The organism is Marinovum sp. E3 (assembly GCF_055755275.1).
The window spans coordinates 3,363,239-3,375,974 of record NZ_CM146908.1; the positions used below are offsets into that span (position 1 = coordinate 3,363,239).

The 12,736-nt window shown below is 64.2% G+C and carries 9 protein-coding genes and 1 tRNA gene; 6 read left to right on the plus strand and 4 right to left on the minus strand.

What is annotated here, in order from left to right; genetic code table 11:
• Positions 1 to 30: 30 nt before the first annotated feature.
• Positions 31 to 116 (minus strand) — tRNA-Leu (locus AC0J5K_RS16445).
• Between the two features lie 148 nt (positions 117 to 264).
• On the opposite strand from AC0J5K_RS16445, the gene AC0J5K_RS16450 reads away from it, so the two are divergent.
• From AC0J5K_RS16450 to infB, 5 genes are all read left to right on the plus strand, one after another.
• Entirely contained in the window at positions 265 to 1,251 is a 987-nt protein-coding gene (locus tag AC0J5K_RS16450; protein ID WP_074839500.1) for a complex I NDUFA9 subunit family protein, read from the plus strand.
• A 249-nt stretch (positions 1,252 to 1,500) separates the two neighbouring features.
• Positions 1,501 to 2,103 (plus strand): ribosome maturation factor RimP, encoded by a 603-nt coding sequence (rimP, locus tag AC0J5K_RS16455; RefSeq protein ID WP_074839569.1) that lies wholly within the window; start codon positions 1,501 to 1,503, stop codon positions 2,101 to 2,103.
• Entirely contained in the window at positions 2,103 to 3,755 is a 1,653-nt protein-coding gene (gene nusA / locus AC0J5K_RS16460; RefSeq protein ID WP_048533436.1) for a transcription termination factor NusA, read from the plus strand. Before rimP ends, nusA begins: the two co-directional genes overlap by 1 nt.
• A gap of 20 nt (positions 3,756 to 3,775) precedes the next feature.
• The gene (locus tag AC0J5K_RS16465; RefSeq protein ID WP_048533437.1) at positions 3,776 to 4,405 is read left to right on the plus strand and encodes an RNA-binding protein; all 630 of its coding nucleotides are present in this window, start codon (positions 3,776 to 3,778) and stop codon (positions 4,403 to 4,405) included.
• Between the two features lie 4 nt (positions 4,406 to 4,409).
• Complete coding sequence (infB, locus tag AC0J5K_RS16470; protein ID WP_048533438.1) at positions 4,410 to 6,890, plus strand: translation initiation factor IF-2; 2,481 nt, start codon at positions 4,410 to 4,412, stop codon at positions 6,888 to 6,890.
• A gap of 102 nt (positions 6,891 to 6,992) precedes the next feature.
• Here the strand turns inward: infB and AC0J5K_RS16475 are convergent, their stop codons facing one another.
• The 3 genes from AC0J5K_RS16475 to AC0J5K_RS16485 all read right to left on the minus strand — a co-directional run bounded on the left by AC0J5K_RS16475 (position 6,993) and on the right by AC0J5K_RS16485 (position 9,591).
• On the minus strand, positions 6,993 to 7,394 hold the full coding sequence (locus AC0J5K_RS16475) for a (deoxy)nucleoside triphosphate pyrophosphohydrolase (RefSeq protein WP_048534043.1): 402 nt from the start codon (positions 7,392 to 7,394) through the stop codon (positions 6,993 to 6,995).
• Between the two features lie 120 nt (positions 7,395 to 7,514).
• Complete coding sequence (argJ, locus tag AC0J5K_RS16480) at positions 7,515 to 8,741, minus strand: bifunctional glutamate N-acetyltransferase/amino-acid acetyltransferase ArgJ (RefSeq protein ID WP_074839503.1); 1,227 nt, start codon at positions 8,739 to 8,741, stop codon at positions 7,515 to 7,517.
• 1 nt (position 8,742) lies between these two features.
• A complete protein-coding gene (locus AC0J5K_RS16485) occupies positions 8,743 to 9,591 on the minus strand; it encodes a peptidylprolyl isomerase (protein ID WP_274565721.1) in 849 nt (282 codons plus the stop codon).
• 172 nt (positions 9,592 to 9,763) lie between these two features.
• On the opposite strand from AC0J5K_RS16485, the gene secA reads away from it, so the two are divergent.
• Complete coding sequence (gene secA, locus AC0J5K_RS16490; RefSeq protein WP_274565720.1) at positions 9,764 to 12,478, plus strand: preprotein translocase subunit SecA; 2,715 nt, start codon at positions 9,764 to 9,766, stop codon at positions 12,476 to 12,478.
• The last annotated feature ends 258 nt before the right edge of the window (positions 12,479 to 12,736 follow it).

Sequence of the window (12,736 nt, forward strand, 5' to 3'; positions counted from 1 at the left end):
CGGAATTCCGGCCATATCTGCAAGGAGAATTGGTGCCCAGGAGAGGACTCGAACCTCCACGTCCATACGGACACTAGCACCTGAAGCTAGCGCGTCTACCATTCCGCCACCTGGGCAGGTGTCGTGAGGCAGGCGTTTAAATCGAGCCAGGGGGAGTGTCAACGCGGAATCTGAAAGAAATGCCACAGACGCGACCGCATATCGTCTTGTCACACCAAAGAGCCGGTTATATTCCCTGTAAGCATCGAAAAACGCGAGGCTCCGATGTCCAGACTGGTGACGATCTACGGCGGCTCCGGCTTTCTCGGCCGGTACATTGCACGGCACATGGCCAAGGAAGGCTGGCGCGTGCGTGTCGCCTGTCGGCGCCCGAACGAGGCCCATTTCGTGCGCACCTATGGCGTTGTCGGTCAGGTCGAACCGGTGTTCTGCAACATCCGCGACGACAACAGCGTGCGGCAGGTGATGCAGGGCGCAGCGGCGGTGATCAACTGCGTCGGCACCTTCGACGCCCGCGGCAAGAACAACTTTGATGCCGTGCAGGCCGAAGGCGCGGGCCGCGTGGCCCGGATTGCCGCGGAAAGCGGCGTGGCGCGCATGGTGCAGATCTCGGCGATCGGGGCCGATGCCGCATCGGACAGCGATTACCAGCGGACCAAGGCCGAGGGCGAAGCCAATGTGCTGGCGCATATGCCGGACGCGATGATCCTGCGACCCTCGGTGATTTTTGGCCCCGAAGACAATTTCTTCAACCGGTTCGCCGGGATGTCGCGGATGGGACCGGTGCTTCCCGTGGTCGGCGCGGATACGAAATTCCAACCGGTCTATGTTAACGACGTCGCCCGGGCCGCCGCGATGGGCGCCATGGGCACCGCCCCGGGGGGTGTCTATGAACTGGGTGGGCCCGATGTCGGCAGCTTCCGCGAGCTGATGCAGGACATGCTCAAGGTGATCCGCCGCCGCCGGCTGGTGTTGAACATGCCGTTCTGGGCCGCCGGCCTGATGGCGCGCGGTTTCGATCTTTTGTCGACGCTGACCTTCGGGTTGTTCAGCAATGGCATCCTGACCCGCGATCAGGTGCGCTCGCTCGGCCGCGACAACGTGGTGAGCGACGGCGCGCGCGGGTTGGCCGACCTCGGCATTCGCCCGACCGCGATGGAAGCGGTGCTGCCGGATTACCTCTGGCGTTTCCGCCCCGCCGGACAATACGACGCGATCAAGGAATCCGCCGGCCGTCTGGGGGCCAAATAGGCCCGAATCGCCCGACCGGACGCAGGCGCCCCGCCAGAGGAGAGCGCGGTTGACGAGGAAAACCTGCCCCGGACAAGAAGCTGCGCGCTGCCCCCTTGCGTCAGCGGGCGGCAGCGCGTATATCGCCCTTCAACAGCGGCGCGCCGGGCCTCACCCGAAGCTCCACCGGATAAGTTCGACGGGCCGCGCGCCCGTTTTTTTGTGCCCGTCCGCCGGGCCGAACCCGCAGGAAGCCGTATGAGTGATATTCTGTCAAATACCCTGATTGCCAAAGCCGCGATCGACCGTCGTCTGGCCGAAATTATCGGTCCCGTGATTGAGGATATGGGTTTTGAACTGGTCCGCATCCGGCTGATGAGCGGCAAGACCCAGACGCTTCAGATCATGGCCGAGCGCCCCGGCGGCGGCATCGAGGTCGACGAATGCGCCGCCATCTCCAACGCGGTGAGCGCCACGCTGGACGTCGAAGACCCGATTCTCGACACCTATACGCTCGAAGTCTCCAGCCCCGGCATCGATCGGCCGCTGACCCGGCTCAAGGATTTCGAGACATTCGAGGGATATGAGGCCAAGATCGAGACCACCGAGCTGATCGACGGCCGCCGGCGCTTCAAGGGCGTGCTGGCCGGCATCGAGGGCGAGGAGGTGCTGATCAACGTCGATGGCTCCAGCCAAGGCGAGGAAACCGTGACCCTGGGCCTGAACTTTGACTGGCTGAGCGATGCCAAGCTGGTCATGACCGACGAGTTGATCCGAGAAATGCTGCGCCAGCGCAAGGCGGCGGACGTGGACGAAACCAAGTTTGACGAGATCGAGACCGAAGAAGCGGCGTCTCAAGAGGAGAAAGAATAATGGCAATCACCTCAGCCAACCAGCTTGAGCTTTTGCAGACCGCCGAGGCGGTGGCGCGCGAAAAGATGATCGACCCCGGTCTCGTGGTCGAAGCGATGGAGGAATCCCTCGCCCGCGCCGCCAAGTCGCGTTACGGCTCCGAGATGGACATCCGGGTCTCGATCGACCGCCGCACCGGCCGCGCCACCTTTACCCGCGTGCGCACCGTGGTCGAGGAGGAAGAGCTCGAGAACTATCAGGCCGAGATGACCGTCGAGCAGGCCAAACAATACATGGCCGAGCCCAAGGTGGGCGATCAATATGTCGAGGAAGTGCCGCCGGTGGAAATGGGCCGGATCGCGGCACAATCGGCCAAACAGGTGATCCTGCAAAAGGTCCGCGAAGCCGAGCGCGACCGCCAGTACGAAGAATTCAAGGACCGCGCCGGCACCATCATCAACGGCCAGGTCAAGCGCGAGGAATATGGCAACGTCATCGTCGACGTGGGCCGGGGCGAGGCGATCCTGCGCCGCAACGAAAAGATCGGCCGCGAGAGCTATCGCCCCAACGACCGCATCCGCTGCTACATCAAGGATGTACGCCGCGAGGCCCGTGGCCCGCAGATTTTCCTGTCGCGCACCGCACCGGAATTCATGGCCGAGCTGTTCAAGATGGAAGTGCCCGAGATCTACGACGGCATCATCGAAATCAAGGCCGTCGCTCGCGACCCCGGCTCGCGCGCCAAGATCGCCGTGATTTCCTATGACGGCTCGATCGACCCCGTGGGCGCCTGCGTCGGTATGCGCGGCAGCCGCGTGCAGGCAGTGGTCAACGAGTTGCAAGGCGAAAAGATCGACATCATCCCGTGGAACGAGGACCAGCCCACCTTCCTGGTGAACGCGCTGCAACCGGCCGAGGTCACCAAGGTGGTTCTCGACGAGGAAGCCGAGCGCATCGAGGTTGTGGTGCCGGAAGAGCAACTGTCGCTGGCCATCGGCCGTCGCGGTCAGAACGTGCGGCTGGCGTCGCAGCTCACCGGGCTCGATATCGACATCATGACCGAGGCCGAGGAATCGGCGCGCCGCCAGAAGGAATTCGAAGAGCGCACCCAGCTCTTCATGGACACGCTCGACCTTGACGAATTCTTCGCCCAGTTGCTGGTGTCGGAAGGGTTCACCAATCTCGAAGAGGTGGCCTATGTCGAGCAGGACGAGCTGCTGGTGATCGACGGCGTCGACGAAGGCACCGCCGAAGAGCTTCAAACCCGGGCCCGCGAGCACCTGGAAGAGCAGGCCAAGAAGGCGCTGGCCAATGCCCGCGAGCTGGGCGCCGAGGACAGCCTTATTGACTTTGACGGCCTGACACCCCAAATGATCGAGGTTCTCGCCAAGGATGGCATCAAGACCCTCGAGGATTTCGCCACCTGCGCCGATTGGGAACTGGCCGGCGGCTGGACCACCGCGAATGGCGAACGCGTCAAGGACGACGGCCTGCTCGAGCCCTTTGAAGTCTCGCTCGAGGAAGCACAGGGCCTGGTGATGACCGCACGGGTCGAGCTTGGCTGGGTGGATCCGGCCGATCTGGAAACCGCGGAAGACGACAGCGAAGACGAAGACGGTGACGACCTCATTGCCGAAGAGGACGCGGAAGCGGCCGAAGAGGCACGGGACTGAACGGTCGCGGAGGCGAGGCAATGACACGCGGCGGCAAGGACAAGGACCGGGGCGACACCGGACCGGAGCGCAAATGCATCGCCACCGGAGAGGTGTTGCCGGTGGCGCGGATGATCCGCTTTGTGGTCGGCCCCGAGGGTCAGGCGGTGCCGGATGTCCTGGGCAAGCTGCCCGGGCGCGGCATCTGGGTGTCGTCGGATCGCGCGGCGCTGGACAAGGCGGTGTCGAAAAAGCTGTTTGCCCGCAGCGCCAAGCAACCGGTCACCGTCCCCGATGGGCTGGTGGCCGAGATCGAAAGGCAAATCGCGCGCCGCGTGGTGGATCTGATTTCGCTCGCCCGCAAGGGCGGGCAGGCGGTCGCCGGCTATGAAAAGGTCAAGGACTGGCTTCAGAAGGAAGAGGCCCGCGTCCTGATCCAGGCCAGCGATGGCTCCGAAAGGGGCAAGTCGAAACTGAGCACGCCGTATGGCGGATCATTCATCGGCTGGCTGACCGCAGACGAGTTAGGATTGGCATTCGGCCGACAAACTGTGATACATGGCGCGCTGGCGTCTGGTGGACTCACGGAACGTGTAGTAGAGGAAGCCGCAAGATTGAAAAATCTGCGCGCGCATGACGACGGCGGCAACGGTCGCCGGAAAGGAAAATAGAGCTTTGAGCGATAATGACGGCAAAAAGACCCTTGGTTTACGTGGCGGCGCCCGTCCGGGCAATGTGAAGCAGAGCTTCAGCCATGGGCGGACCAAGAACGTCGTGGTGGAAACCAAACGCAAACGCGTGGTCGTGCCCAAGCCGGGCGGGGCCAAGTCCGGCTCCGGCGGGGCTGGCGGTGGCGTGGGCGGTGCTGGCAAACGGCCCGCCGGGATCACTGATGCCGAGATGGAACGCCGGCTGAAGGCGGTTCAGGCCGCCAAGGCGCGCGAAGCCGAAGAGGCGGCGAACCGCAAGGCCGAGGAAGAGGCGCGCGCCGAGGAGCGCGAGCGCCGCCGGGCCGAGATGGAGGCCAAGGAGCGCGAACAGCGCGAGGCCGAAGAGAAAGCCAAGGCCAAGGCCGAGGAAGAAGAGCGCAAGCGTCGCGCCGCCGAGGACAAGGCCAAGGCCGCAGCCGCCAAGGCTGCTGCCCCCGCCGCCGAGGCCGATCAGCCGCGCGGCGGTGCCAAGCAGGCGCCGGCCAAGAAGCCCGACCGCGAACAGGATCGTCAGAACCGTGGCAAGGGTGGGCGCGACGGCGGCCGCCGCTCCGGCAAGCTGACCGTGAACCAGGCGCTGACCGGCGGCGAAGGCGGGCGGCAGCGCTCGATGGCCGCGATGAAGCGCAAGCAGGAACGCGCCCGGCAGAAAGCCATGGGTGGCCCGGTCGAACGGGAAAAGGTTGTCCGCGAGGTCAAGCTGCCCGAGGCGATCGTCGTCTCCGAGCTGGCCAACCGGATGGCGGAACGCGTGGCTGACGTGGTCAAATCGCTCATGCAGATGGGCATGATGGTCACCCAGAACCAGACGATCGACGCCGACACCGCCGAACTCATCATCGAGGAATTCGGCCACAAGGTGACGCGCGTGTCCGACTCCGACGTCGAGGACGTCATCAAGGAGGTTGAGGACAAGGAAGAGGATCTGCAACCGCGTCCGCCGGTCATCACCATCATGGGCCACGTCGACCACGGCAAGACCTCGCTCCTGGATGCGATCCGCGACGCCAAGGTTGTCGCTGGCGAAGCCGGCGGGATCACCCAGCACATCGGCGCCTATCAGGTGGAGACCGACAGCGGTGCGGTCCTGTCCTTCCTCGACACGCCGGGCCACGCCGCCTTTACCTCGATGCGCTCGCGCGGGGCACAGGTGACGGATATCGTCGTGCTCGTGGTTGCCGCCGATGACGCGGTGATGCCGCAGACCATCGAGGCGATTGCCCATGCCAAGGCGGCCGAGGTGCCGATGATCGTGGCGATCAACAAATGCGACAAGCCCGCCGCCAACCCCGACAAGGTGCGGACCGACCTGCTTCAGCACGAAGTCATCGTCGAGAAGCTCTCGGGCGATGTGCAGGATATCGAAGTGTCGGCGATCACCGGCAAGGGCCTCGACGAGCTGCTTGAAGCGATTGCGCTTCAGGCCGAGATCCTCGAGCTCAAGGCCAACCCCGACCGCGCCGCCCATGGCGCCGTGATCGAGGCTCAGCTCGACGTCGGTCGCGGCCCGGTGGCCACGGTTCTGGTGCAGAACGGCACGCTGAAACAGGGCGATATCTTCGTTGTGGGCGAGCAATGGGGCAAGGTGCGGGCGCTGATCTCGGACACCGGTGAACGGGTCGAAGAGGCCGGGCCGTCGGTGCCGGTCGAGGTGCTGGGCCTGAACGGCACGCCGGAAGCCGGTGACGTGCTCAACGTGGTGTCGACCGAGGCGCAGGCGCGCGAGATCGCGGAATACCGCGAGCAGGCCGCCAAGGACAAACGCGCCGCCGCCGGTGCCGCCACCACGCTCGATCAGCTTCTGGCCAAGGCCAAGGAAGACGAGAACGTCGCCGAGCTGCCGATCCTGGTCAAGGCCGACGTGCAGGGCTCTGCCGAGGCCATCGTCCAGGCGATGGAGAAGATCGGCAACGAAGAGGTGCGCGTGCGCGTGCTGCATTACGGTGTGGGCGCGATCACCGAGACCGACGTGGGCCTGGCAGAGGCGTCCAATGCGCCGATCCTCGGCTTCAACGTCCGGGCCAATGCCTCGGCGCGGAACTCGGCCAACCAGAAAGGCGTGGAAATCCGCTATTACAGCGTGATCTACGACCTGGTCGATGACGTGAAAGCCGCGGCCTCGGGCCTGCTGTCCGCCGAAGTGCGCGAAAACTTCATCGGCTATGCCGAGATCAAGGAGGTCTTCAAGGTCTCCAACGTCGGCAAGGTCGCTGGCTGTCTGGTCACCGAAGGGGTGGCGCGCCGCTCCGCCGGTGTCCGCCTGCTGCGCGACGACGTGGTGATCCACGAAGGCACGCTGAAGACGCTCAAGCGCTTCAAGGACGAGGTCTCCGAGGTGCAATCCGGCCAGGAATGCGGCATGGCCTTCGAGAACTACGACGATATCCGCCCCGGCGATGTCATCGAGATCTTCGAGCGCACGGAAGTCGAGCGCAAGCTCGACTGATCCGGTGCCGGATACAGAATCGACAAAGGGGACAGAGCGATCTGTCCCCTTTTTTTGTGCTTGGGAATTGGAAGGCGAAGCCCCGGCGCCGGTGTCTGCGGCTCAGAGCCAGTCGCGCAGGATCGGGATCAGCGGGATATCGGCGGGCGGCATCGGGTAGTCGCGCAGCCGGTTGGGCTTGACCCAGGCCAGGGTCTGGCCCTCCTGCGCCTGCGGCACCCCCTGCCATTTGCGGCAGGCAAAGAGCGGCATCAGCAGATGGAAATTCTCGTAGGCGTGGCTGGCGAAAGTCAGCGGCGCCAGACAGGAGGCCCAGGTGTCGATGCCCAGCTCTTCCTGCAACTCCCGGATCAGCGCCGCTTCCGGTGTCTCGCGCGGCTCGACCTTGCCGCCGGGAAATTCCCAGAGGCCGGCCATGCTCTTGCCCTCGGGCCGCTGGGCCAGCAGAACGCGGCCGTCACGGTCGATCAGGGCAACGGCGGAGACAAGGATCACTTTGGTCATGGCATCGGTGTGGCTGCGGAAAGATGGGGCGGATTTGGCCCAGGGATCGGCGGAGTGCAATACCCCGCCGTCGGGTTGCCGGTGGGTCGGTCTCAGCCAGGCACCGGGTGTTCATGATCCTCAGGAGCGGTAATCGGCGTTGATGTCGATGTAGCCGTGGGTCAGATCGCAGGTCCAGACGCGTTTCTTGCCATCGCCGATGCCAAGATCGACCGCGATGGCGATGTGGTCGCCTTCCATGTGGGCGGCGGCGTCGGCCTCCTGATAGTCGGGATGCACCCAGCCGTTTTCGGCCACCAGCGTGTCACCGAAACGGATGGTGATACGGTCGCGGTCGGCCTGGGCCCCGCTCTTGCCGATCGCCATGACCACGCGGCCCCAGTTCGGATCTTCGCCGGCGATGGCGGTCTTGACCAGCGGCGAATTGGCGATTGCCATGGCATGGGTATGCGCTTCGGCATCGCTGGCGGCGCCGGTGACGTCGATCTGGACGAACTTGGTGGCGCCTTCGCCGTCGCGGACGACCTGATGGGCGAGATCCATCATCACCTCGAACAGCGCCTCTTCGAACGCCGCATTGTCGGCGACGTCGACGCCAGAGGCGCCGGTGGCGACCAGCAGCAGGGTATCCGAGGTCGAGGTGTCGCTGTCGACGGTGATGCAGTTGAAGGTCAGGTCGGTGAGATCAGCAAGCATCGCCTGCAACTTAGGTTGGGCGCAGGCGGCATCGGTAAAGATATAGACCAGCATCGTTGCCATGTCCGGCGCGATCATGCCCGAGCCCTTGGCGAAACCGGCGATCTGCACCGTCCTGCCGTCGATCTCGAGGCTGCGGGCAGCGCCCTTGGGATAGGTGTCGGTGGTCATGATGGCACGGGCGGCATCGTTGATGGCGCCCGCGTCCTGGCCCGCGATCAGCTGGTCGATCACGTCGATGATCCGGTCATGCGGCAGCGGTTCGCCGATCACTCCGGTGGAGGAGGTGAAGACCCGATCCTGCGGCAGCCCGGCGGCGCGGGCCACGGCCTCGGTGATCGCCGCGACCGAAGCATCGCCACGCTTGCCGGTGAAGGCGTTGGAATTGCCGGCGTTGACCAGGATCGCCGCGGCCTCGTCCCCGGCGCCGCCGAGTTTCTTCTGGCAGTCGAGCACCGGCGCCGAGCGGGTTGCCGACCGGGTGAAGACCCCTGCCACGGCGCTGCCCGGAGCGAGCAGCGCCAGCATCACGTCCTTGCGGCCCGCATAGCGCACCCCCGCCTCGACCGAGGCAAAGGTGACACCCTCGATCACCGGCATCTCGGGGAATTGCGCGGGCGCCAGAGGCGAAACAGGCAGGGGTTTGGCCATGTTATTGTCCGATCAGGTCGATGTTTTGCAGGACCGAGGTGTCGACATCGGCCTTGTCGGTGCGGGTGATCTCGGCCGATTCGGTCAGCTCGCCGAGCACGCCTTCGAGCGCCGCATTGCGAACCGCCTGTTCCAGCTCGGGGCGGACTTCCTCCATCTCGGGCGCTTCGGCGACGCGGGTCTCATTGAGCTTGATCACGTGCCAGCCGAACTGGGTCTGCACCGGATCGGAGATCTCGCCTTCGCCCAGCTCCTGCACCGCCGCCTCGAATTCGGCAACCATCATGCCGGCACCGAACCAGCCCAGCTCGCCGCCATTGGGGCCGGAGGGACCGGTCGAGTTTTCCTTGGCCAGCTCGGCGAAATCCTCGCCTTCGCGGGCGCGTTCGGCCAGGGCCGCGGCCTTTTCCTCGGTCTCGACGAGGATATGCGAGGCATTGAATTCCATGCCGCGATTCTCGCCTTCGTAAGCCTCGGCATAGGCGTCGGTCAGCGCCGCTTCGGTCACCGCTTCATCCATCGCCGACTGCGCCTGCTCGGCGGCGCGCAGGGCGCGCTCTTCGTTGTCGAGCGACAGTGCCACACGTTGCGACACCTCGTCGGGGCCGGCCTGCACCAGCAGGGTCTGCTGGATCAGCTGGTCCATGATGCCGTCCCAGAGCACGTCGTCGGGCAGTTGACGCAGCTGATCGGGCAGCGAAGCGCGGATCATGATCATGTGGCCGAGGGTGATCTCGGTGCCGTTGACCGTGGCCACAACCTCGTTCACATCCACCTGCTCATGCTGTTCAGCCAGGGCGGGGACGGCCAGAAAGGCCATGAGAGCGGCGGTTTTCACGCTTTTCAACATCAAGTGTTCCTTCATTCATTGCCGCGCACGAGGGCGGCGTTGACACTGGTAGGGGCGACCCTTACATCGCTTTTGTCCCGTTGGGCGCCCCGTTCCCGAAAGGCATATGGGTTGCGATGCGGACGGGCAAGGCGCGGACACAAAGATGTGCGCATTATTCGACGGAGAGAGTATGCTGGGCTTTGGAAAAATCGCCAGATCGGTGTTCGGAACACCGAACGACCGAAAGATCAAGGCGACGCGCCCGCTGGTCGAACAGATCAACGCCCTGGAAACCGAGTTCGAAGCGCTCAGCGACGAAGGGCTGAAGGACAAGACCAAGGCGCTGGCCGACCGCGCCAAGGGCGGCGAGAGCCTGGACACGATTCTGCCGGAAGCCTTTGCCAACTGCCGCGAGGCCGCCAAGCGGGCGCTGGGCCTGCGCGCCTTCGACGTGCAGCTGATGGGCGGGATCTTCCTGCACCAGGGCAATATCGCCGAGATGAAGACCGGCGAGGGCAAGACGCTTGTCGCCACCTTCCCGGCCTATCTGAACGCGCTGACCGGCAAGGGCGTGCATATCGTCACGGTCAACGACTACCTGGCGAAACGCGACGCCGAGTGGATGAGCAAGGTCTACGGCGCCCTGGGGCTGACCACGGGGGTGGTCTATCCCTGGCAATCCGAGCAGGAAAAGCACGACGCCTACAACTGCGACATCACCTATGCGACGAACAACGAGCTGGGTTTCGACTATCTGCGCGACAACATGAAGTCCGAGCTCAAGGACATGTTCCAGCGCGGCCACAACTTCGCCATCGTCGACGAGGTCGACAGCATCCTGATCGATGAGGCGCGGACGCCGCTGATCATCTCCGGCCCGGCCGAGGACCGCTCGGATCTCTACCAGACCATCGACAAGCTGATCCCGCATTTGCAGGAAGATCACTACACGCTCGATGAGAAAACCCGCAACGTCACCTTTACCGACGACGGCAACGAATTTCTCGAAGCGCAGCTGCGGGCGCATGATCTGCTGCCCGAGGGCCAATCGCTTTACGACCCCGAAAGCACCACCGTGGTGCACCACGTCAACCAGGGCCTGCGGGCGCACAAGCTGTTCCTCAAGGACAAGGATTATATCGTCCGCGACAACGAGGTTGTCCTGATCGACGAATTCACCGGGCGGATGATGGCCGGCCGGCGCCTGTCCGACGGGCTGCACCAGGCGATCGAGGCCAAGGAAGGCTGCGAGATCAAGCCCGAGAACGTGACGCTGGCCTCGGTCACCTTCCAGAACTACTTCCGCCTGTATGACAAGCTGGGCGGAATGACCGGCACCGCGGCAACCGAGGCCGAGGAATTCCAGGAGATCTACGGGCTGGGCGTGGTCGAAGTGCCGACCAACAAGCCGATCGAGCGGATCGACGACGATGACAAGGTGTTCCGCACCAACGACGAGAAGTACAAGGCGATCATCGACGAGATCCAGAAGGCGCATGACAAGGGCCAACCGGTGCTTGTCGGCACCACCTCGATCGAGAAATCCGAAATGCTCAGCCAGGCGCTGACCCAGGCCAAGCTGCCGCATAACGTGCTGAACGCGCGCCAGCACGAGCAGGAAGCGCAGATTGTCGCCGATGCCGGCAAGCTGGGCGCGGTGACCATCGCCACCAACATGGCCGGCCGCGGCACCGACATCAAACTGGGCGGCAACGTCGACTTTCAGATCATGGAAGCCATCGCCGCCGCCCCCGACAGCGACCCCGAGGAGATCCGCAAACGGATCGAGGCGGAACATGCCGCCGACGAAGAGGCAGTCAAAAAGGCCGGCGGGCTCTACGTGCTGGCCACCGAACGCCACGAGAGCCGCCGGATCGACAACCAGCTGCGCGGCCGCTCGGGCCGTCAGGGCGACCCGGGGCGGTCCTCCTTCTTCCTGTCGCTCGACGATGACCTGATGCGCATTTTCGGCTCCGAACGGCTCGACAAGGTGCTCAACACGCTGGGCATGAAGGAAGGCGAGGCGATCGAGCACCCTTGGGTGAACAAGTCGCTGGAACGCGCTCAGGCCAAGGTCGAGGGCCGCAACTTCGACATTCGGAAACAATTGCTGAAGTTCGACGACGTGATGAACGATCAGCGGAAGGTGATCTTCAGCCAGCGGCGCGAGATCATGGAAGCCGAGGATCTGTCCGAAATCGTCCAGGATATGCGCCATGAGGTGATCGACGAGCTGGTCGATCAATATCTGCCGCCGAAATCCTATGCCGATCAATGGGATGCCGAGGGTCTTCAGGGCGCGGTGATCAAGTATCTTGGCCTCGACCTGCCGATCCGTGACTGGGCCGAGGAAGAGGGCGTCGATCAGGAGGTCGTGCGCGAACGTCTCGAGGACGAGAGCGACAAATACATGGCCCAGAAGGCCAGCGCCTTTGGCCCCGAGACCATGCGCAACATCGAAAAGCAGATTCTGCTTCAGACCATCGATGCCAAGTGGCGCGAGCACCTGCTGACGCTCGAGCACCTGCGTTCGGTGGTGGCCTTCCGCGGCTATGCCCAGCGCGACCCGCTCAACGAGTACAAGAACGAGGCCTTCCAGCTCTTCGAATCGATGCTCGAGAGCCTGCGCGAGGACGTCAGCGAGAAGCTGTCGCAGATTCGTCCGATGACCGAAGAGGAGCAGGCCGCTTTGATGCGCCAGATCCAGGAGCAGCAGGCGGCGCAGAAGAAGCTGACCGAACAGGCGCAACCTGTGGGGGAAAACGCTCCGCCGCAGCAAACGACCGAAGGCGCCGCGCCGGGCTTTGACGAAAGCAAGCCCGAGACCTGGGCCAACACCGGCCGCAACGAGCTCTGCCCCTGCGGATCGGGCAAGAAATTCAAACATTGCCACGGCCGCGTGTAAACGCACCAGAACGCCGAGAGGCTGCCAGAGGATCAAAGGCCGGGCCCGACGCCCGGCCTTTTTCGTTGTCGGACGCCCGCCGGACCGGGCAGGACAATGCCTGGACACCACCCTGAATTGTGTCGCAAATGCGGACAATCTCGGGCAGAGGGCCAAAAAGACTCCGCTAGCCCGCCCCATCTCCGCCGCCTTCCCCAGCGATATCTGAGCCTAGGAAAAGCCCGGTTCCGGGCAAGGAGGCAGAGATGAAGGCCAAAC

Bases quoted from the DNA above. Each gene is read 5' to 3' on its own strand.
- AC0J5K_RS16450 (WP_074839500.1), top strand. From the start codon at position 265: ATGTCCAGACTGGTGACGATCTACGGCGGCTCCGGCTTTCTCGGCCGG.
- nusA (WP_048533436.1), top strand. From the start codon at position 2,103: ATGGCAATCACCTCAGCCAACCAGCTTGAGCTTTTGCAGACCGCCGAG.
- AC0J5K_RS16465 (WP_048533437.1), top strand. From the start codon at position 3,776: ATGACACGCGGCGGCAAGGACAAGGACCGGGGCGACACCGGACCGGAG.
- AC0J5K_RS16475 (WP_048534043.1), bottom strand. From the start codon at position 7,394: ATGACCAAAGTGATCCTTGTCTCCGCCGTTGCCCTGATCGACCGTGAC.
- argJ (WP_074839503.1), bottom strand. From the start codon at position 8,741: ATGGCCAAACCCCTGCCTGTTTCGCCTCTGGCGCCCGCGCAATTCCCC.
- AC0J5K_RS16485 (WP_274565721.1), bottom strand. From the start codon at position 9,591: ATGTTGAAAAGCGTGAAAACCGCCGCTCTCATGGCCTTTCTGGCCGTC.
- secA (WP_274565720.1), top strand. From the start codon at position 9,764: ATGCTGGGCTTTGGAAAAATCGCCAGATCGGTGTTCGGAACACCGAAC.